The organism is Pseudomonas sp. S04 (genome assembly GCF_009834545.1).
GTDB lineage: Bacteria > Pseudomonadota > Gammaproteobacteria > Pseudomonadales > Pseudomonadaceae > Aquipseudomonas.
The window spans coordinates 5753394-5773277 of sequence record NZ_CP019427.1 but is presented as its reverse complement, the minus strand read 5'-3'; the positions used below and the strand labels follow the sequence as shown (position 1 = coordinate 5773277).

The following is a 19884-nucleotide window of genomic DNA, read 5'->3' as shown; positions in this document are numbered from 1 at the left end:
CCTAAAGCGCTAGCTGCCCCAGCAGCCAGCGCAAGCCAAAAAACACCAGCATGCCGCCACCGATGGTCGCCAACAGGTGGCGGGTGGTGGCTGCGATGGCGATGGCTGCCAACCCTGCCAGCAGGTAGGCATTGTTCATGGTCAGCGCCCAGTGCTGGCCATCGGGTAACAACATGCCTGGCACCACGATGGCTGTCAGTACCGCCGTCGGTACGTAGTGCAGCCCCTGGCGTACCAGTGGCGGGAACTTCAGGTTGGGCCAGGCGAACAGGCTGTAGCGCAGGGCAAAGGTGATCGCCATCATTCCCAGAATCAGCCAGCCGTAACTCATGAGCGCAGCTCCCTGGCGTGGTGTTGCTGCAGTTGGCGGCGCTCCAGCAGCACACCCACGGCGATCCCGCTGAACGCCGCGGCCATCAGGCCCAGTTTGTAGGGCCAGTGCAGGGTGGCCAGGGCTACGGCGCCGGCGGCCAGGGCCGCGGCAATTTGCGGCTGGTTGCGCAGCAGCGGTACGACAATCCCGATAAAGGTCGCCAGCATCGCGAACTCCAGGCCCCAGCTCGCCAGGTCCGGCACTGCCTGGCCAAACAGCACGCCGGCCAGCGAACTGCCTACCCAGCAGGCATACAGCGAGCTGGCGACGCCCAGCCAGTACCACTGCGCCAGGGGCTTGTCGCCGTGCAGCAGGTAAAACCGCTGGACCACGGCAAAGGTTTCATCGGTCAGCCAGAAGGCCAGGAGTAGCCGCCAGTGCTGCGGCAGACGGCCGACATGGGGCTGCAGGGTGGCGCTGTAGAGCACATGACGCAGGTTGACGATGAAGGTGGTCAACAGGATCACCAGCACACTGGCGCCGGTGCCCACCAGGCTGAGGGCGATCAGTTGTGCGGAGCCGGCATACACCAGCAGTGACATGCCGACCGCCTGCCACAGCGTCAGGCCCGCCGCGCCGGCCAGGGTGCCGAAGATCAGGCCGAACGGCAGGATGCCCACCGCCATGGCGAAACTGTCGCGGATACCACGGGAAAAAAGTTGCTGACGGGTCATGGAGACTCTCCTTGTGCCGGCATCTTGCGCGACGGGGCAAAGAGTTGTCTTGAATGATCTTGCAGATTTCCCTCAGGGGTTGGGTGGCATCATTCTGGCGCTGCGGTAGGCGCCGGGGCCGACGCCGTAGACCTTCTTGAATTGCCGGCTCAAATGGCTCTGGTCGGCAAACCCCAGCTGTGTGGCGACCGCCAGCGGCAGGCAGCCTTCGCGCAGTAACGCCCGGGCCTGGGCGATGCGCTGTTGCATCAGCCAGGTGTGCGGTGGCATGCCGGTGGCATGGCGAAACACTCGGGCGAAGTGGAAGGGCGACAGGTTGACCGCCGCCGCAAGCGCTTCCAGGGACGGCGGTGCGGCCAGTTGCGCATGCAGCAATTCCTTGGCCCTGGCGATCGCGCGGTGCTCTCGGCCCGGCTGCCCAGGCGTGGCCACGGCGGCATGGCGTTGCAGCAGCGAGAGCATCGTTTCCCGCCACAGGGTTTGTTGTTGCAGGGCGCTGGCCGGGCTTTCCAGCAAACGGTGCAACTGACAGAAACCACTGACCAGGTCCGGGTCGCGATACAGCGTGGCGCCGAAAGCCGGCAAGCTGCGGGAGGGCAATTCGAGTTCGGCCAGCAGCCCGAGGATCTGCCCGTTGTCCGGGTAGAACGCGCGGTACAGCCAGCCATCCTCGGTGCCCTTGTGCCCGGTGTGCAGCTCGTCCGGATTGATCACCACCAGGGTGCCGCTGCCGGCCAGGTGCTCGGCACCGCGATAACGGTAGCGCTGGGCGCCCGCCATGATCATGCCGATCACAAAGCCGTCGTGCACATGGGGTACGAAGCGTTGCTCGATGTAGCGCGCCGACAACAGTTCGACCCCGGCCAAGGGGTCGGTGTGCCAGAAACGGATCGACTCGCCCGATTGACTGTCCATGGTCCTAGTCGCGACCCAGCTGGGCCAGCCACTGGGGGATGCGCCGTTCCAGGTAATAACCCGGGGTGCGCACGGTGCCGTCGACAAAACCGACGTGCCCACCCTTGGCCTGCAGCTCGAAGCGGGTGCAGGTCGACAGTTCGCCGGCTTCAGGCAGGCTGTGGGGGTAGACGAAGGGGTCGTCGGCGGCCTGGATGATCAGGGTCGGGGTGCGGATTTCACCGAGGAAGTAGCGGCTGGAAGCGCGACGGTAGTAGTCCTGGGCATCGGCGTAGCCATGCAGCGGCGCGGTGACCCGACCGTCGAAGTCCCAGAAGGTGCGCATCTTGTCCAGCGAGCCGAGGCTGGCCAGGGTCGCCAGGCCTTCGTGGCGTCCGTCCTGGAGAAACTGGCGCTGCTTGTTCTTGATGTACGCGAGCATTTCGCGCATGAAGTGCGCTTGGTAGACCTTGGAAAAGCCCTGGCCGATGCGGTCGGCGCACTGATCCAGGCGAAAGGGCACCGAAACCGCCACCGCGCCTTGTAGCTGGCTGGCGCTACCGGTTTCGCCCAGGTGTTTGAGCAGGATGTTGCCCCCCAGGGAATAACCGACCGCATACAGCGGGGCCAGGGGCCGCGTTGCCCGCAGGTGGTTGATCGCCGCGGCGAGGTCCTCGCTGGCGCCGGAGTGGTAACTGCGTGGCAGCAGATTTGGTTCGCCCGAGCAGCCGCGCCAGTTCAGCGCGACGCTGGCCCAGCCTTGTGCGGCGAGGGCACGTTGCAGGCCAGCGACATAGGGCGAATTGGAGGAGCCGGTCAGCCCGTGCAACACCAGTACGAGGGGCGCGTCGACGCTGTGCGGGCCGTGCCAGTCGAGATCGAGGAAGTCGCCGTCGTCGAGCCACAGGCGTTCGCGCTGCCGCTCCAGGTGGGTGGTCTTGCGCCACAGCGGCCCCCACAGGGTTTGCAGGTGCGGGTTGCCGAGGCCAAATGCCGGGGTGAAGGGGCTTGCCGGTGCTGGGGAGGGTTGGGGCACGACGATCTCGTTGCTGCGGATGGACAAGGTGGCAGAACGAAGTACTCGTTCCGCCGATACATCTGGAAAACTAACTTGCCACAATCTGCTCTTCAGCGCGACACATGCCCAGGCCGGCTCGATCGACGGGTTCTGGCAGGGCTTGCTGGGTCGTGGTCGGCCCCAGCGTGACCACGCTCCAGTGATCAGCGTTGTAGTGCCGGTTGAGTGCGGCCTTGATTTGCTCGACCGTCAACGATTGGGCCTGATGCGCGGAAAAATCCAGGTCGAAGGGCAAATCATGACGGCTGATCTCCGACAGTCCGGAGAGTATCTGCGCATTGCTGGCACTGGCCAGTGCGGTACTGCCGAGGATCAGGCGCTTGGCGTCGTCCAGTTCCCGCGAGGTCGGCCCGGTGTGCAGGTAATCGCGGAACAGGCTTTTGATCAGGGTTAGCGTGCCTTCGCTGAATTGCGGTTGGGTTTGCACATAGATCACAGTGGGGTTGGCCCATTGTTTGTCGGCAGTGTCCATGGACACGCTGTAAGTCAGGCCGCGTTTCTCGCGCAGTTCTTGCATCAGCCGCGATCCCGAGCTGCCACCGGCGAATATCAGGTTGGCCACCCTGAGTGCCACATAGTCGGGGTGCTTACGGCTGACACCGGGTTGCGCCAGCATCAGGTGGGTCTGGTTCTGGGCTTGTTCAATATGCCGCGAGGTTCTGGTGGGCGGCGTGACCGGGATATCCGCCACGGCCAGCGCAGTAGGCTTGACGGGCAAGCTGTTACTGATCTGCACGCTAAGGGCCTGCGCTTGATCCAGGGTCAGGTCCCCGACCAGGGTGATCTGGGTGTTGCCGGCGTGGTAATTGGCTTTGTGGAAGGCCTGGACCTGTTCACGGGTGAGGGTTGCCAGGTCCTGCGTCGTCCCATAGACCGACTGGGCATAGGGGTGGTCGTTGAAAAGCAGTCCGCTCATGCCCCGGACCACCTGAGTCAGCGGGTCTTGCTGCTGGCTCTCAATAATCTGCAGCAGCTCGCTCTTGACTCGCAGCAAAGCGTCATCGGCCAGCAGCGGCTGGCCAAGCATCTGCGCGAACAATTGCAGGGCCGGTTCACGCTTTTGCGGCGCACTGAGGCTGCGCAACGAGAACCAGGTGCGATCATGGTTGATGCCCATGCCCCAGCGGGCCCCAAGACCGTCAAAGGTTTCTTTGATCTGCGCCAGGCTCTTGCCTTGGATGCGTTCGTTCAACAGGCTGAACGTGGCGGCGGCCAGGGCCGGGTGTTGCGGATCCCGTGCACTGCCTGCGGCGAAGCTGACGAGCACGTCGAACATCGGCAGTTCCGACGTCTGGATAAACAGCACCTTGGTTCCTGTCACGGTTTTCCAGGCCTGGATCTGCAGCGCGCGGGGGGCGGATGGCGCCGCCGGCGACTGAGTCAGTGATTGCAGTTTCGACCCGGCAGGGGGCGATGGGGTGGGTGTCTGGGCCTGGGCCTGGGCTGACAGGCAGCAGCAAAACACCAGGCTGAGCAGCGGTTGCACATGACGCGAAGCTACGAACTTATTCATGGCTGTTCTCCGGCAGCAGATGCGCCACGCTCATGCGTTGGCGAGTCAGATAGGTCACGACCGCCTGCTGGATATCCTTGGCACTCACCTGGTTCAGTGTCTCGATGTCTTCTTCCATGAGGCGCCATGACAGGCCAATGCTTTCCAGCGTGCCCATGCGCGTGGCTTGCTCGGTGATCGAGTCTTGCTGGTACACCTGGCTGGCAATCAGCAAGGTGCGCGCGCGCTCCAGTTCTTGCGGGTCTATAGGCGTGGTTTTCAGTTGTTCAATCACCTGCCAGATACGCGCCTGAGCCTGGTCCAGGGTGATCTGCTGGTGGCTGTTGAGTTGAGCGCTGAGTAACAGCAGGCTGTCGCCACGGTTGAACGGGTCGTACCCGGAAGATATCTGGGAGAACAGGACTTCATTAAATTGCAGGTGCTTTTTCAAGCGAGCACTGTTGGACCCGGCTAGCAGTATGTCTAGCAACCGCAAGGCCTGCACCGTACGCCGGTCGGGCGCAGTGGTCAGGCTGGGCAGGTTGAAACTCATGAGCAATTGCGGCGCATGAATGGCTTGGCTCAAGGTGATTTTGCGCTCGCCGGGCTCGGCCAGTTCCAGAGGGGCGTACACCTCGGGCAGGGTCTTGCGGGGAATGTCGCCGAAATAGCGTTCGACCAAGGGTTTTATCTGGCCCAGGCTGACATCACCGACGATGACCAGGGTCGCGTTGTTGGGGGCGTACCAGCGTTGGTACCACTCGCGTAGCTGGGTCGCGCTCATCCGTTGCAGGTCGTGCATCCAGCCGATGGTCGGCGTGGCATGGGCGCTGGAGGGGAAGGCAATGGCCTGCAGCCGCTCCATGGCCAGGCCTTGGGGCGCGTCATCGGTGCGTTCGCGGCGCTCCTGCTTGATCACTTCGATTTCAGTGGCAAACGATTCGGTGCGCAGGTGCGCGGTGGTCATCAGGTCGGCCATCAGTTCAAACGCCACGCCCAGATGATCGGGTGCCAGGGTTTGGTAGTAGGCAGTGTAGTCGTTGCTGGTGAAGGCGTTTTCCGCGGCGCCGAGCCGCTCCAGGATGGCCGAGGCTTCACCGGCGCAGGTTTTGCTGCTGCCCTGGTAAAGCATGTGTTCGAGTGCATGGGACAGCCCGGACTGGCCCGGCGGTTCCTGGCTGGAACCGACTTTGATCCACAGCTGGGAGGTGGCCACGGGCGCGCGGTGGTCCTCGCGAACTACGACTTTCAGGCCGTTGTCCAGGCTGAACTCATGGGTGGTTGACGCGCTGGCCGTGAACGCCATCATGGGCATCAGCCCACTCAGGAGCAGCAGGGCGCTGCAGTAGATGTTCATTGGATGTGCATCCTCATTGATTGATGTGAAAAACGCTCAATCAATGTCGGCGATGCGTAGAGGGGGCTGGTGTTAACTATGTATCTGGAGTGAAGCCAGTGCCTGGGCAGCCAGGTTTGGCTGCCCAGGCATGGTATCAAGCGGATTGTTCCACGAGGCGATGCCACAACGCGTAGTACACCCGTCCGGACTTCTGCTCCCGGTGCAGGCGCCAAGCTCCCGGCAGGCCGAGGGTCGATGGTGCGTTCTCGCTTTCGGTGTAGATCCAGGCGTCGTCGGCCAGCCACTGGCGTTCTTCCAGCAGCGAGCACACCGCAGGCAGCAGGTTCTGGTTGAACGGCGGGTCAAGGAAGACCAGGTCGTAGGCGCTCGCTGGCTGGGTTTCCAGGTAGCGCAGGGCATCGGCGGTCTGCACCTGGCCGACGGTGCAGCGCAGGGTGCCCAGGTGTTCCTTCAGGCTCGACACCGCGAGGCTGCTGGCATCCAGCGCCTGGCCCATGGCGGCGCCACGGGACAGCGCCTCTAGGAACAGCGCGCCGCTGCCGGCGAACGGGTCGAGTACCTTGGCCCCGGCGACATAGGGCGCGAGCCAGTTGAACAGGGTCTCACGCACGCGGTCCGGCGTCGGGCGCAAGCCCGGGGCGTCGGGGAAGCTCAGGCGGCGGCTGCGCCATTCACCACCGATGATGCGTAGTTGGTTCACACCGTTGTGGACGTTGTGCACGGGTTTTTTAGGGCGAGTGGCCATTAATGCTCCGGAACCCCGAGCGGCTGCTCGGAAGGTTTGTCAGTAGGGGCCGGTAACGGCTTTTGCGGCACGGTAGGACCGACGGTAACGATCACCATTTTATCCATGCTCAAGTGTTTGTTCATGGCCGCGGTAACTTGCTCGACAGTCAGGTTCTGCGACTGCTGCATGAAGTCTTCGAGGTAGCTCAGCGGCAAGTTGTAGAAACCCATGGCGCCCAGTTGGCCGACGATGTCGGCATTGCTCGCCGTCGACAACGGGAAGCTGCCCGCCAGTTCGCGCTTGGCGTCGTCGAGTTCTTTCTGGGTCGGCCCGGTTTTAAGGTAGTCGGCCATGACGTCCTGCACCAGCTTGAGCGTGCCTTCGCTCATTTCGGCACGGGTTTGCAGGTTGATCAGGAACGGGCCGCGGGCCTGCATCGGCGAAAAGCCCGAGTACACACCATAGGTCAGGCCACGTTTCTCCCGCACTTCGCTCATCAACCGGGTACCGAAACCGCCGCCACCAAGAATCTGGTTGCCCATGGAGACGGCGGCGTAGTCCGGATCGTCACGGTCGATGCCCAATTGCGCGAGCATCAGGTTGGTCTGCTTGGCCGGGAACTCGACGCGGCTGGTGCCAGGCTTGGGTTCCTCAGGCTGGGCGATTTTCGCCAGCGCCGGGCCCTTGGGCAGGGCGGCGGACACCTGGGCGGCAATCGCCTCGGCGTCACTGCGCGACAGGTCGCCGACCAGTGCGATCACCACGTTGCCCGCCGTGTAGGCCTTGGCGTGGAAGGCCTTGAGTTGCGCCAGGGTGATGTCCGGGATGCTCAGCGCGTTACCGTCGCTGGCGTGGGCGTAGGGGTGTTGGCCATACAGGCGACGCATCAGCTCCAGGCTGGCCACCTTGGCCGAGTTCTGCTTCTGGTATTCAAAGCCGGCGAGCATCTGGTTCTTGATTCGGGCCAGGGAGTCGGCCGGGAAGGTCGGTTTGCCCACCACTTCGGCGAACAGCTTGAGGGCCGGCTCGCGTTTGTCCACGGCACTCAGGCTGCGCAGCGAGGCAATGGCCATGTCCTTGTAGGCGCCATTGCCGAAGTCGGCCCCCAATCCTTCGAAGCCCTGGGCGATCTGGCTGACGTCCTGGCCGGCCACGCCTTCGTTGAGCATGGCGTTGGTCAGCATCGCCAGGCCCGGTCTGGCGCCATCCTGGCTGCTGCCGGCGGCGAAAATCAGGCGCAGGTCGAACATCGGCAACTCAGGCGCGGCGACGAACAGCACCTTGGCCCCTTCGGCGGTGTTCCAGGTCTGCACGTCGAGGGTGCGTCGGCTCGGCGCCTTGCCGTCGAGCTCGGTCAGCGATTGCAGCTTCTGGCTCGATTTGGCCTTGTCGAGGGCTTCGCTGGCGTTGATCTCGCCTGGGCGGATCACGTAGAACACCGCCGAAGCGGCAAGCGCGACGACGGCCAGGGCGACCAGGGCCACCCGTGACTTGTTGATCTCACTCATGCGCGTTCTCCTGGGGCAGTGGCAGTACATGCGCAACGCTCAGACGTTCGCGGGTGAAATAGGTGCGGGCAGCGTTCTGGATGTCTTGCGGGGTCACGCTTTCCAGCTCGGCCAGTTCGGTGTCCATCAGTTTCCAGGACAGGCCGACGGTTTCCAGCTGGCCGATGGCGGTGGCCTGGCTGGTGATCGAGTCACGCTCGTAGACCAGGCCGGCAATCACTTGCGCTCGCACACGTTCCAGTTCTTCGGCGGAAGGTGCGGTGGTTTTAAGCTGTTCAAGCAGTTTCCACAGGCCGGCTTGCGCCTGGGCCATGGTTTTCTGCTTCTGGGTGTTGGGGGTTGCCGACAGGGTGAACAGGCTGTCGCCACGGGTGTAGGCGTCGTAACTCGACGAACCGCCGGAGACCAGCTCTTCACCGCGCTCCAGCTGGGTCGGGATGCGCCCACTGTAGCCGCCATCGAGCAAGGCGGAAATCAGGCGCAAGGCGTTGACCGAGCGTTTGTCCTGGGTGGTGGCAATGCTCGGAACGTTAAAGGCCAGCATCAGGGCCGGCAGTTGGGTCTGCACGTGCAGGGTGATCTGCCGCTCGCCGGGCTCGGACAGCTCCAGGGGGATTTTCGCCGGTGGCACGGCGCGCTTGGCGATTGGACCGAAGTAGCGTTGGGCCAGGGTTTTGACTTCTTCCGGGGTCACGTCGCCGACCACTACCAGGGTCGCGTTGTTCGGTGCGTACCAGGATTCGTACCAGTGGCGCAGTTCCTCGACCTTCATGCGATCGAGATCGGCCATCCAGCCGATGGTCGGCGTGTGGTAGCCGCTGGCCGGGTAGGCCATGGCCTTGAAGCGCTCATAGGCCTTGGACATTGGTTTGTCGTCGGTGCGCAGGCGGCGCTCTTCCTTGATTACCTCGATCTCGCGGCTGAACTCGTCGGCCGGCAGGCGCAGGGTGGCCATGCGGTCGGCTTCAAGTTCGAAGGCCACGGCCAGGCGGTCACGGGCCAGCACCTGGTAGTAGGCGGTGAAGTCGTCGCTGGTGAAAGCGTTCTCCTCGGCGCCAAGGTCGCGCAGGATCAGCGACGCTTCGCCAGGGCCGACTTTCTCGCTGCCCTTGAACATCATGTGCTCCAGGGCGTGGGACAAACCGGTCTGGCCTGGGGTTTCGTAGCTGGAGCCAACCTTGTACCAGACCTGGGAAACCACTACGGGCGCACGGTGATCTTCACGCACGATGACCTTCAGGCCATTGTCGAGGGTGAATTCGTGGGTCGGTTGAGGGTCGGCAGCCAGGGCTGCGAGGGGCAGACAAACTGTGCTGAGCAGCAGGCCAGCAGCGCGGCGGGCTAGAGCATTCATTCGTTTTTTAACCTGTTGGGCTGCCCGCTTGGTCTTAGCGTCGGCGGGCGAGGAGGTGCTAGGATACTGATCCGTTTTACTGGCGGCCACGCCTATGAGGCCATTGATCGGTCAGTAGGCTGTATAGGTTTGCGCAAGAAGCTTTGGGTTTATCAGCTAAACTCTGCGTTTTCGCCGAAGATACCGTTTTAGTCCTTGGTGTTAGTCGAGCTTTGAGGTGCCGTTGAGCACCTCGACAAAATGTTGCGCGTGAACAAGCTGAGTGAAACACAGTCTGTTCTGCATCGAATATTCAATTGCCGAGGCGCCATTGGCGCGTCGCTACCGTGAGATAGCCGTCCTCCATGTTTGGTTCCAACGACGACAAGAAGAACCCAGCTGCGGCTGGCGAGAAAAAAAGCCTGTTCGGGTGGCTGCGCAAAAAACCGCAGGAACCCGTCGTCGAACAGCCACAGCCACTGCCTGAGGTGGCGCCAGAGCCGGTAATAGAAGCCGCTCCGGTGGTCGAAACCGTAGCCCCTGTCGTATTGCCATTGGCCGAGCCGGTGTTGCAGCCGGTGGTCGAGCTCGCGTCTGCGCCAGCCCCTACACCAGAACCTGTTCCTGAGCCGGTGCACACGCCGTGGCTGACCCTGCCGGTCCCTGAAGAGCCGGTGGCCTTGGTTGCAGACGAACAGGCGCCGCACATTACCCCGCCGATTCCCGCGCCTACCGTGGTTCAGCAAGCAGTTGAACTGTTGGTGGTCGACACCAAGCCGTTGGTCGAGCCGCTGGTCATTGACGAGCCGGACCTGCCGCAACCGGTCATTGCCGCGTTCGTCGCGCCAGAGCCAGTGCCGCAGCCGACTCTAGAGCCGGTCCCGGTCCCGGCACCGGTGGCCGCTCCCGTTGTGGTCGCGCCCGCTCCCGTTGCCCCGATTGTTCCAGAGCCGGTGGCCGCAGAGCCTGCGCGCAGCGAAGAAACCAAGACCGGCTTTTTCGCCCGCCTCAAGCAAGGCCTGTCGAAAACCAGCGCCAGCATCGGCGAGGGCATGGCCAGCCTGTTCCTGGGCAAGAAGATCATTGATGACGAACTGCTCGAAGACATCGAAACCCGCCTGCTGACTGCCGATGTTGGCGTCGAGGCCACGTCGGTGATCATCCAGCGCCTGACCCAGAAGGTGGCGCGCAAGGAATTGGCTGACGCCGATGCCCTGTACAAATCCCTGCAGGCGGAACTGGCGGCGATGCTCAAGCCTGTCGAGCAACCGCTGAAAATCACCTCGCAGAACAAGCCATTCGTGATCCTGGTGGTGGGCGTTAACGGCGCCGGCAAGACCACCACCATCGGCAAGCTGGCCAAGAAGCTGCAACTCGAAGGCAAGAAAGTCATGCTGGCGGCGGGTGACACCTTCCGCGCGGCCGCAGTCGAGCAGTTGCAGGTCTGGGGCGAGCGCAACAACATTGCGGTGATCGCCCAGCACACCGGTGCCGACTCTGCGTCGGTGATCTTCGATGCGGTGCAGGCAGCCAAGGCGCGCAATATCGATGTGTTGATTGCCGATACCGCTGGTCGCCTGCACACCAAAGACAACCTGATGGAAGAGTTGAAGAAGGTTCGCCGGGTCATCGGCAAGCTCGACGCCGAGGCCCCGCACGAGGTGCTGCTGGTACTCGACGCCGGCACCGGGCAGAACGCCATCAACCAGGCCAAGCAATTCAACCAGACGGTCGCCCTGACCGGCCTGGCCCTGACCAAGCTCGATGGTACGGCCAAGGGCGGGGTGATCTTCGCCCTGGCCAAGCAGTTTGGTTTGCCAATTCGCTACATCGGTGTCGGTGAAGGCATCGATGACTTGCGTACCTTTGAAGCAGAACCCTTTGTCCAGGCACTGTTTGCCGAGCGGGAGCGTTCATGATTCGTTTCGAACAGGTCGGTAAGCGCTATCCGAACGGTCACGTCGGCTTGCATGAGCTGAGCTTTCGAGTCCGTCGGGGCGAGTTCTTGTTTGTCACCGGGCACTCGGGTGCCGGTAAAAGTACCCTGCTGCGCTTATTGCTGGCGATGGAGCGTCCCACCACCGGCAAGTTGCTGCTGGCCGGTCAGGACCTGGCGACCATCAGCAATGCACAGATCCCGTTCCTGCGCCGACAGATCGGCGTGGTGTTCCAGAACCACCAGTTGCTGTTCGATCGCACGGTGTTCAACAACGTCGCGCTGCCGCTGCAGATCCTTGGCCTGTCCAAGGCCGAGATCGTCAAGCGCGTGGATTCGGCCCTGGAGCGGGTGGCGCTCTCGGACAAGACCGACCTGTACCCGGGCGACTTGTCTACCGGCCAGCAACAGCGCGTCGGCATTGCCCGCGCCATCGTCCATCGCCCGGCCTTGCTGCTGGCGGACGAACCGACCGGTAACCTCGACCCGCGCCTGGCGGCAGAAATCATGGGCGTGTTCGAAGACATCAACCGCTTGGGCACCAGCGTGCTGATCGCCAGTCACGACCTGGCGCTGATTGCCCGCATGCGTCACCGCATGCTGACCCTGCAACGTGGCCGATTGATCGGCGACGGGGAGGCCGGGGTATGAGTGCGACGCGCAGCCCTAAGGTTTCCGAGCGCGTGGCCCCCAAGGCCGCCGATCCGCAACCGCAGAAGAAAAAACGCGATGAAGACGATGGCCCGGATTTCCGCACCCTGTTGCGCGCCTGGATCGAAAGCCATCGCGCCAGCCTGCTCGACAGCCTGCGTCGCCTGGGCAAGCAGCCGATCGGCAGCTTTTTTACCTGCCTGGTAATGGCCGTTGCCCTGAGTTTGCCGATGGGGCTGTCACTTTTGCTGAGTAACGTCGAGCGCCTGGGCGGCTCCTGGCAGCGTGCGGCGCAGATTTCCCTGTACCTGCAACTGGATGCGAGTGCCAGCGAAGGCGAGCGGCTGCGTGAGCAGATCAAGGCCATGCCGGGCGTCGCCGAGGCCGAGTACATCAGTCGGGAGCAGGCACTGCAGGAGTTCCAGCAGCAGTCCGGCCTGGGCGAAGCGCTCAAGGAGTTGCCGGAAAACCCGCTGCCGGGCGTAGTGCTGGTGACCCCCAAGGAAGTCGACAAGGCGACCCTGGAAGGTTTGCGTCAGCGCCTGGCCGAGTTGCCGAAGGTGCAGCAGGCGCAACTTGACCTGGTCTGGGTCGAGCGCCTGGCAGCCATTCTCAAGCTGGGCGAGCGGTTTGTCTTCGGTCTGACGGTGTTGCTGGTTTCTGCATTACTTTTGGTGATAGGCAATACCATTCGTCTTCATATTGAAAACCGCCGCACCGAGATAGAAGTGATTAAACTGGTCGGCGGCACTGATAGCTATGTGCGTAGACCTTTTCTCTATATGGGCGCGCTTTATGGCTTTGGCGCCGGGGTTCTTTCCTGGGGTGTCCTGGCGTTTGGCCTGAACTGGCTGAATGATGCGGTCACCGGGCTAGCCGGTCTGTATGGCAGTAATTTTGCCTTGGCAGGTGTGCCAGTAGCCGATGGTCTGTCGCTCTTGCTTGGTGCGGTGTTGTTGGGTTATATCGGTGCGTGGATTGCGGTAGCACGCCATTTGAGAGAGCTTGCACCGAAATAGTGTCTTTTTGCTTGTATATCCTTTCAGCGTGTAGGGGAACTTGTCCTTCGGTTTCCGGTCAATTTTCGCAGTGCTGAACTGCACGAGTTATGTGAGTCGGAGGTTTTTTCGTATGACCACTTCTTTGCAACCTGCTTATGCTCTAGTCCCAGGCGCAAACCTGGAGGCCTATGTGCACACGGTCAACAGCATTCCATTGCTGACGCCAGAGCAGGAGCGTGAACTGGCCGAGAGTCTCTACTATGAGCAGGATTTGGGGGCGGCTCGGCAGATGGTGCTCGCCCACCTGCGTTTTGTTGTACATATCGCCCGTAGCTATAGCGGCTACGGCCTGGCCCAGGCTGACCTGATCCAGGAAGGCAACGTTGGCCTGATGAAAGCGGTCAAGCGCTTCAACCCGGAAATGGGTGTACGCCTGGTGTCCTTTGCCGTGCACTGGATCAAGGCGGAAATCCACGAGTTCATCCTGCGCAACTGGCGCATCGTCAAAGTGGCGACCACCAAGGCCCAGCGCAAGCTGTTCTTCAACCTGCGCAGCCAGAAAAAACGCCTGGCGTGGCTGAACAATGAAGAAGTCCATCGTGTGGCTGAAAGCCTCGGTGTAGAGCCGCGCGAAGTGCGCGAGATGGAAAGCCGCCTGACCGGCCATGACATGGCTTTCGACCCGGCCGCTGAAGCGGACGACGACAGCGCCTTCCAGTCGCCAGCCAACTACCTGGAAGACCACCGGTACGACCCGGCCCGTCAACTGGAGGATGCGGACTGGAGCGACAACTCCACCAACAACCTGCACGAGGCGTTGGATGTACTGGACGACCGCAGCCGTGACATTCTCTACCAGCGCTGGCTGGCAGAAGAAAAAGCCACGCTGCACGACCTGGCACAGAAGTACAACGTGTCGGCCGAGCGGATCCGTCAGCTCGAGAAGAGCGCGATGAACAAGCTCAAGTTGTCGATCGCCGCCTAACCTGCGGCACAAACAAAAACGCCCCGATCATTGATCGGGGCGTTTTTGTTTGTGCCCATTTTCCTGATTCATCTTGGCCCTTGTGGGGGCAGTGTCTGGAAGAATGTGTTCGGCTACTGCGCCCAAGGCGCCCGGCGTGAATCGTTGAGGCCGATCAGGTAGCTGTCGCCGCCCAACTGGCTCATCTGCTGGCGAATCCAGCCTGCACGCCGGGCCACGTAGGCGCTCGGATGGCTGGCGCTATACACCCGCGGATTCGGCAGCACGGCCGCCAGCAGGCTGGCCTGCTGACGGCTCAATGAGCGGGCGCTGACGCCGAAGTGATGGCGCGCTGCAGCCTCGGCGCCAAACACACCGGCATCCCATTCCACGCTATTGAGGTACACCTCGAGAATCCGCTGCTTGGGCCAGAACACCTCGATCAGCGCAGTAAACCAGGCTTCCAGGCCTTTGCGCAGCCAGCTGCGGCCGGACCAGAGGAACAGGTTTTTCGCTACCTGCTGGCTCAGGGTGCTGGCTCCGCGGATCGAGCCGCCGCGTTCGTTGTGGGCCAGCGCGGCCTGGATCGCGCCGAAGTCAAAACCCCAGTGCTCGGGGAATTTCTGGTCTTCACCGGCCATCACCGCGACTTTCAGGTCGTCGCTGATGTTGTCCCAGGACTGCCAGTCACGCTGCAGGTCGATGGGTTCGCCATCGAACCAGGATTCGATCTTGCGCTCGACCATCAGCGCGGTCCCCGGTGGCGGAATAAAACGCAACAGCAGGACCAGCACTACGCTGCCACCGGCAAACCAGAGCAGGGCTTTCATGAAGCGGCGCACAAATATTGGCAGCATAGAGATGGCTTGGCCGAACCCGTCGAGCGGGCCATTATACAGACCCTGCCCAATGATTCTGACTGGAGTTCCCCATGCTGCGTGGCTTTTTGATGCTGGCCGCTTTTTTCGGTTTTACCGGTGTCGCCCTGGGTGCATTTGCCGCCCATGGCCTCAAGGGCCGCTTGAGCAGCGAATACCTGGCGATTTTTCATACCGGCGTCACTTATCAACTGGTGCATACCCTGGCGTTGCTGGGTGTCGCGCTGCTGGCCACGCAGGTTCCCGGGCGCCTGGTGACCTGGGCAGGGGTTAGTTTTGCCGTGGGCATCCTGCTGTTTTCCGGCAGCCTGTACCTGCTGACGCTGACGGGCATCAGCAAGCTGGGGATCGTCACCCCGTTTGGCGGCCTGGCATTCCTCGCGGGCTGGCTGCTGCTGGGGATTACCGCCTGGCGCTTGCAGATAACCGCCTGACACTTGTAGCTGACCTTTAGGTCATGATCGGGCTAGAATGCTGGCCCCTAAAAATGATGGCGGCATCCGGCATGCGCATTCAGTTGAACGGCGAATCCCTTGAACTGCCCGACGGTGAAACCGTTGCGGCCCTGCTGACCCGTCTGGACCTGACCGGTCGCCGGGTGGCGGTCGAGCTCAACCTGGATATCGTCCCGCGCAGCCAGCACGCTGACACCACCCTCACCGAGGGCGACTCGGTGGAAGTGGTGCACGCCATCGGTGGCGGCTAGTCGCCCGCAGCGACAACCGCGCCCACCCGCATTGTGCAAGACCCTCACCCCACCAGAGGATTTCCGATGAGCAACGTTCGCAGCGATAAGCCTTTCGTCCTGGCCGGTCGTACTTACCAGTCGCGTTTGCTGGTAGGTACCGGCAAGTACCGTGACATGGAAGAAACCCGCCTGGCCATCGAGGCCTCGGGCGCTGAGATCGTCACTTTCGCCGTGCGCCGCACCAACCTGGGCCAGAACGAGGGCGAGCCGAACCTGCTCGATGTGCTGTCGCCAGAGCGCTATACCTTCCTGCCGAATACTGCCGGGTGCTACGACGCGATCGAGGCTGTGCGCACCTGTCGCCTGGCCCGTGAGTTGCTCGGTGGGCACAACCTGGTGAAGCTGGAAGTACTGGCCGACCAGAAAACCCTGTTCCCCAACGTGATCGAAACCCTCAAGGCCGCCGAAACGCTGGTCAAGGAAGGCTTCGACGTGATGGTCTACACCAGTGATGACCCGATCATTGCCCGGCAACTGGCGGAGATCGGCTGCATCGCGATCATGCCGCTGGCTGGCCTGATCGGTTCGGGCCTGGGGATCTGCAACCCGTACAACCTGCAGATCATCCTCGAAGAAACCAAAGTGCCCGTGCTGGTGGATGCCGGTGTCGGTACCGCGTCCGACGCCACCATCGCCATGGAGCTGGGCTGCGAGGCGGTGCTGATGAACTCGGCCATTGCCCATGCCCAGCAACCGATCCTGATGGCCGAAGCCATGAAACACGCGATTGTCGCAGGTCGCCTGGCGTACCTCGCTGGCCGCATGCCGAAAAAACTCTATGCCAGCGCCTCCTCGCCGCTGGATGGTCTGATCAAGTAAGAGCCATTGATGACTGAATCGAACGACACGCCTATCCAGACGGAAGAAGGCGAAGAGCGCCAACACCGCCGCATCAAGAGTTTTGTGATGCGCGCCGGGCGCATGACCGAAGGCCAGCAAAAGGGCCTGGAGCAGGGCACGCCGCTGTTCGTCCTGCCATTGGCCGATGCGCCGGTGGACTTCGACCAGGTGTTCGGTCGCTCGGCCCCGCGCTCGCTGGAAATCGGCTTCGGCATGGGCCACTCGCTGCTGGAAATGGCCGCGGCGGCGCCGGAACAGGATTTCATCGGGGTTGAAGTGCACCGTCCAGGTGTGGGCGCGCTGCTCAATGGCGTGCTGACCCAGGGCCTGACTAACCTGCGGGTCTACGATTGTGATGCGATCGAAGTGCTCAACCGCTGCGTGGCGGACAACAGCCTGGATCGCCTGATGCTGTTTTTCCCGGACCCGTGGCACAAGAGCCGTCACCACAAGCGCCGGATCGTCCAGGCGTCCTTCGCTGAGCTGGTACGCAGCAAGTTGAAGGTCGGCGGTGTGCTGCACATGGCCACCGACTGGGAACCGTACGCTGAATACATGCTGGAAGTGATGAACGTCGCGCCGGGTTACCGCAACCTGGCCGAAGACGGCAAGTGCGTGCCGCGCCCGGCCGAGCGCCCGATCACCAAGTTCGAACGCCGCGGCGAACGTCTTGGGCATGGTGTGTGGGACTTGAAGTTCGAAAAACAGGCGTAAAACCTGTAGGAGCCGAGCTTGCTCGCGATGAGGCCCTAACATTCAACATCCAAGTTGACTGTCAGGCCGCCATCGCGAGCAAGCTCGCTCCTACAGTGGATTTGTATAGGGCGCAGGGTCAGCGGCGGTCGGCTACGACGCCGATCAGCACCAATACCACCAGCAACACCGGCGCCAGGCTGTAGTTGTTGAACTGGCTCAGGCCCTTGACGATCCAGGGTGTGGCGTAGATCAGCGACGCACCGCTGCCGATCACGCACAGCAGGGCCATCATCGGCACGCGCAATGCTCCAGCGATGTTGCCCAGGCGTTGCTCGACCCAGCCTTTGAAGTCCGCGCCAAACAACACCAGCAAGCAGCCCACTAATGCCAGGGCGATTTCCGAGAGGTTACTGCGGCTCCAGCGAGAGACGGTGGCGAGCAGGTCGAGTACCAAATCCATTCGTTTTCCCTTAGTTCTGATAATCAGCTCAGAAAATTCTGCAGCAAGTCATTGAGAAACAGCTGTCCACGCAGCGTCGCCGCAAGGCGTGACGGTTCGACCTGCAACAAACCACTTTGTTCGGCCTCGCGTCGGCCTTCGGCAAGACTTTCCAGGGGCAGCCCGGTACGTTGCGGGTACAACCGCGCCTCGACACCCTCGGTCAGGCGCAAGGCATTCATCAGGAACTCGAACGGCAGCTCGTCATTGCTCAGGGCTTTCTCGCCCGCCTTGAAGCTTTTGGCCGGGTTGAGGTAGTCCTTGGGCAGGCGGGTCTTCCAGGTGCGCACGATGCGCCCGTCCGGATGGCTTAGCTTGCCGTGGGCCCCGGCGCCAATGCCGATGAAGTCGCCAAAGCTCCAGTAGTTGAGGTTATGCCGCGCCGCACGGCCGTCCTGGGCGTAAGCCGAGACTTCGTACTGGGCGTAGCCGTGCTCGGCCAACAATGCCTGGCCGGCCTCCTGGATGTCCCACAGGGTGTCGTCTTCCGGCAGTGTCGGCGGCTGGTTCCAGAACACCGTATTGGGTTCCAGTGTCAGCTGATACCAGGACAGGTGGGTGGGCTTGAGGGCGATGGCCTGGCGCAGGTCGTCCAGGGCGTCGTCCAGGGACTGATCGGGCAAGCCGTGCATCAGGTCCAGGTTGAAGTTGTCGAACCCGGCCTGGCGCGCCATGCCAGCGGCGCGAATCGCTTCGTCACCGTTGTGGATGCGGCCCAGGGCCTGGAGTTTTTCCTGCTGGAAGCTCTGGATACCGATCGACAGGCGATTGATGCCCAACGCCCGGTAGGCGACGAACTTCTCCTGCTCGAAGGTGCCCGGGTTGGCCTCCAGGGTGATTTCGATGTCACTGGCGAACGGGATGCGTTGTTCCACACCCTTGAGCAAGCGGCCCAAGGCCACGGCACTGAACAGGCTCGGGGTGCCGCCGCCAAAGAAGATCGAACTCAGTTCTCGGCCGTAGACTGCGTGCAGGTCCTGATCGAGGTCCGCCAGCAGGGCGTCGACGTACTCTTCTTCCGGCAACACCGGGCTGGCGGTGTGCGAGTTGAAATCGCAATAGGGGCATTTGCGCACACACCACGGGATGTGGATGTACAGCGCCAGGGGCGGCAGCGTAGGCAGGGCGGCCCGTGGCGATGGCGCGGCGCCGCCGAAAATCAGCGGCGACGCAGAGGGCTTGTGGGTCATTTCAGGCCCAGACGCTGGCGCAGCAGATCCATTGCGCGGGCCCGGTGGCTGATGAGGTTCTTGTCGGCCGGGCTCAGTTCGGCGCTCGAACAGTCACGTTCCGGTACCCAGAACAGCGGGTCGTAGCCAAAGCCGTGTTCGCCGCTGGCCTGGGTGAGGATGCGCCCGTGCCACAGCCCTTCGCAGAGAATCGGCAACGGGTCATCGGCGTGGCGCACCAGGGCCAGGACGCAGACGAACTGGGCGCCACGCTCGGCGGCCGGGACGTCCTTGAGCACGTCGAGCAGCTTGGCGTTGTTCGCCGTATCACCCTGGCCGTTGGCGTAGCGCGCCGAGTAGATGCCCGGCGCACCGCCGAGAAAGTCCACCGCCAGCCCCGAGTCGTCGGCCAGCGCCGGCAAGCCGGAGATGCGGGCGGCATTACGGGCCTTCAGAATGGCGTTTTCGACGAACGACAGACCGGTTTCTTCAGGCTCCACGCTGCTGAACTCGCCAATCGAGCGCAGTTGCACCGATTCGCCGAGCATGGCCTGCAGTTCCTTGAGTTTGCCGGCGTTATGGCTGGCCAGTACGAGTTGGGTGAAAGTGATCATTCGCCGGGGAAGAGCTCTTGGTTGAAGTTGATGGTGTTGATCTTGTCGCCGGCCTGGACCTTGATCTCAAAAGTGCGGACTTCTTGCTGGTCCACCGGGTATTGGGCGAGGTAGTAGATCGCCCCTTGTTCGGTGATTTGCTTGAAGTTCAGCGGCACGGTCTTGCTGGTCAGGTCTTTCACGCTGCCGGTGACGCTGGCAACCATGGGCTGGCCGGCCTTGATCACCGAGACGTTGATCACGCCCTGGTTCTTGCTGCGGATCAGTTCGGCGGCCTTGGCGATGTCCGGCTGAATGAAGGTCGAGTTGAAGGTGTTGTAGTGCACCGTCACATCGCCGAAGGTTTCCTGGCGCTCGCCCTTGATGACGTCGGCCGCCATGGCGCTGACGCTCAGGCAAGCGGTTAAGGCAAACAGAGCTAGACGACTCATGATCGTACTCCTTTGAAA

Annotated in this window: 22 protein-coding genes; 8 read left to right on the top strand and 14 right to left on the bottom strand. The window is 62.4% G+C overall.

Features of this window, described 5'->3' with window-relative positions:
• Window position 1: 1 nt before the first annotated feature.
• The 9 genes from PspS04_RS25925 to PspS04_RS25885 form a co-directional block, all read right to left on the bottom strand.
• Complete coding sequence (locus PspS04_RS25925; protein ID WP_095164570.1) at window positions 2-331, bottom strand: AzlD domain-containing protein; 330 nt, start codon at window positions 329-331, stop codon at window positions 2-4.
• Window positions 328-1047: an AzlC family ABC transporter permease gene (locus tag PspS04_RS25920; protein ID WP_159998422.1), complete on the bottom strand. Its 720-nt coding sequence runs from the start codon at window positions 1045-1047 to the stop codon at window positions 328-330. The genes PspS04_RS25925 and PspS04_RS25920 overlap by 4 nt, the downstream gene beginning before the upstream one ends.
• A 72-nt stretch (window positions 1048-1119) precedes the next feature.
• Window positions 1120-1962 (bottom strand): AraC family transcriptional regulator, encoded by an 843-nt coding sequence (locus tag PspS04_RS25915; RefSeq protein WP_159998420.1) that lies wholly within the window; start codon window positions 1960-1962, stop codon window positions 1120-1122.
• A gap of 4 nt (window positions 1963-1966) precedes the next feature.
• Window positions 1967-2977, bottom strand: a complete 1011-nt coding sequence (locus tag PspS04_RS25910) for a hydrolase (RefSeq protein WP_159998418.1) — start codon at window positions 2975-2977, stop codon at window positions 1967-1969.
• A 70-nt stretch (window positions 2978-3047) separates the two neighbouring features.
• Window positions 3048-4532: a M16 family metallopeptidase gene (locus PspS04_RS25905; RefSeq protein ID WP_159998416.1), complete on the bottom strand. Its 1485-nt coding sequence runs from the start codon at window positions 4530-4532 to the stop codon at window positions 3048-3050.
• Window positions 4525-5868 (bottom strand): M16 family metallopeptidase, encoded by a 1344-nt coding sequence (locus tag PspS04_RS25900; protein WP_159998414.1) that lies wholly within the window; start codon window positions 5866-5868, stop codon window positions 4525-4527. Before PspS04_RS25900 ends, PspS04_RS25905 begins: the two co-directional genes overlap by 8 nt.
• A gap of 136 nt (window positions 5869-6004) precedes the next feature.
• A complete protein-coding gene (gene rsmD, locus PspS04_RS25895) occupies window positions 6005-6616 on the bottom strand; it encodes a 16S rRNA (guanine(966)-N(2))-methyltransferase RsmD (RefSeq protein WP_095164560.1) in 612 nt (203 codons plus the stop codon).
• Window positions 6616-8106, bottom strand: coding sequence for a M16 family metallopeptidase (locus tag PspS04_RS25890; protein ID WP_159998412.1), 1491 nt, complete (start codon window positions 8104-8106; stop codon window positions 6616-6618). Before PspS04_RS25890 ends, rsmD begins: the two co-directional genes overlap by 1 nt.
• Window positions 8099-9460 carry a M16 family metallopeptidase gene (locus PspS04_RS25885; protein WP_159998410.1) on the bottom strand — a complete coding sequence of 454 codons (1362 nt, stop codon included), beginning with the start codon at window positions 9458-9460 and terminating at the stop codon, window positions 8099-8101. Before PspS04_RS25885 ends, PspS04_RS25890 begins: the two co-directional genes overlap by 8 nt.
• A 344-nt stretch (window positions 9461-9804) precedes the next feature.
• Here PspS04_RS25885 and ftsY point away from each other — a divergent pair, with 344 nt between their 5' ends.
• From ftsY to rpoH, 4 genes are all read left to right on the top strand, one after another.
• A complete protein-coding gene (ftsY, locus tag PspS04_RS25880; RefSeq protein ID WP_159998408.1) occupies window positions 9805-11358 on the top strand; it encodes a signal recognition particle-docking protein FtsY in 1554 nt (517 codons plus the stop codon).
• A complete protein-coding gene (gene ftsE / locus PspS04_RS25875) occupies window positions 11355-12026 on the top strand; it encodes a cell division ATP-binding protein FtsE (protein WP_095164552.1) in 672 nt (223 codons plus the stop codon). Before ftsY ends, ftsE begins: the two co-directional genes overlap by 4 nt.
• Window positions 12023-13045, top strand: a complete 1023-nt coding sequence (gene ftsX / locus PspS04_RS25870; protein WP_159998406.1) for a permease-like cell division protein FtsX — start codon at window positions 12023-12025, stop codon at window positions 13043-13045. Before ftsE ends, ftsX begins: the two co-directional genes overlap by 4 nt.
• Before the next feature lie 112 nt (window positions 13046-13157).
• Window positions 13158-14012 (top strand): RNA polymerase sigma factor RpoH, encoded by an 855-nt coding sequence (gene rpoH, locus PspS04_RS25865; RefSeq protein WP_095164548.1) that lies wholly within the window; start codon window positions 13158-13160, stop codon window positions 14010-14012.
• Between the two features lie 113 nt (window positions 14013-14125).
• On the opposite strand, the gene mtgA is transcribed toward rpoH, so the two are convergent.
• The gene (gene mtgA, locus PspS04_RS25860; RefSeq protein WP_159998404.1) at window positions 14126-14848 is read right to left on the bottom strand and encodes a monofunctional biosynthetic peptidoglycan transglycosylase; all 723 of its coding nucleotides are present in this window, start codon (window positions 14846-14848) and stop codon (window positions 14126-14128) included.
• A gap of 74 nt (window positions 14849-14922) precedes the next feature.
• Here mtgA and PspS04_RS25855 point away from each other — a divergent pair, with 74 nt between their 5' ends.
• From PspS04_RS25855 to trmB, 4 genes are all read left to right on the top strand, one after another.
• Entirely contained in the window at window positions 14923-15303 is a 381-nt protein-coding gene (locus PspS04_RS25855; protein ID WP_159998402.1) for a DUF423 domain-containing protein, read from the top strand.
• Window positions 15304-15374: 71 nt separating this feature from the next.
• Window positions 15375-15575, top strand: a complete 201-nt coding sequence (gene thiS, locus PspS04_RS25850; protein WP_162530216.1) for a sulfur carrier protein ThiS — start codon at window positions 15375-15377, stop codon at window positions 15573-15575.
• A gap of 66 nt (window positions 15576-15641) precedes the next feature.
• Window positions 15642-16436, top strand: a complete 795-nt coding sequence (locus PspS04_RS25845; RefSeq protein WP_095164543.1) for a thiazole synthase — start codon at window positions 15642-15644, stop codon at window positions 16434-16436.
• Between the two features lie 9 nt (window positions 16437-16445).
• Window positions 16446-17171, top strand: coding sequence for a tRNA (guanosine(46)-N7)-methyltransferase TrmB (gene trmB / locus PspS04_RS25840; protein ID WP_159998400.1), 726 nt, complete (start codon window positions 16446-16448; stop codon window positions 17169-17171).
• A gap of 118 nt (window positions 17172-17289) precedes the next feature.
• Here the strand turns inward: trmB and PspS04_RS25835 are convergent, their stop codons facing one another.
• From PspS04_RS25835 to PspS04_RS25820, 4 genes are read right to left on the bottom strand one after another with little or no spacing between them, the layout of a single operon-like run.
• Window positions 17290-17613 carry a DUF3392 domain-containing protein gene (locus PspS04_RS25835; protein ID WP_095164539.1) on the bottom strand — a complete coding sequence of 108 codons (324 nt, stop codon included), beginning with the start codon at window positions 17611-17613 and terminating at the stop codon, window positions 17290-17292.
• A gap of 23 nt (window positions 17614-17636) precedes the next feature.
• On the bottom strand, window positions 17637-18842 hold the full coding sequence (gene hemW / locus PspS04_RS25830; RefSeq protein WP_159998398.1) for a radical SAM family heme chaperone HemW: 1206 nt from the start codon (window positions 18840-18842) through the stop codon (window positions 17637-17639).
• The gene (rdgB, locus tag PspS04_RS25825) at window positions 18839-19435 is read right to left on the bottom strand and encodes an RdgB/HAM1 family non-canonical purine NTP pyrophosphatase (RefSeq protein ID WP_159998396.1); all 597 of its coding nucleotides are present in this window, start codon (window positions 19433-19435) and stop codon (window positions 18839-18841) included. The genes hemW and rdgB overlap by 4 nt, the downstream gene beginning before the upstream one ends.
• Window positions 19432-19866: a DUF4426 domain-containing protein gene (locus tag PspS04_RS25820; protein ID WP_159998394.1), complete on the bottom strand. Its 435-nt coding sequence runs from the start codon at window positions 19864-19866 to the stop codon at window positions 19432-19434. Before PspS04_RS25820 ends, rdgB begins: the two co-directional genes overlap by 4 nt.
• Between the last annotated feature and the right edge of the window lie 18 nt (window positions 19867-19884).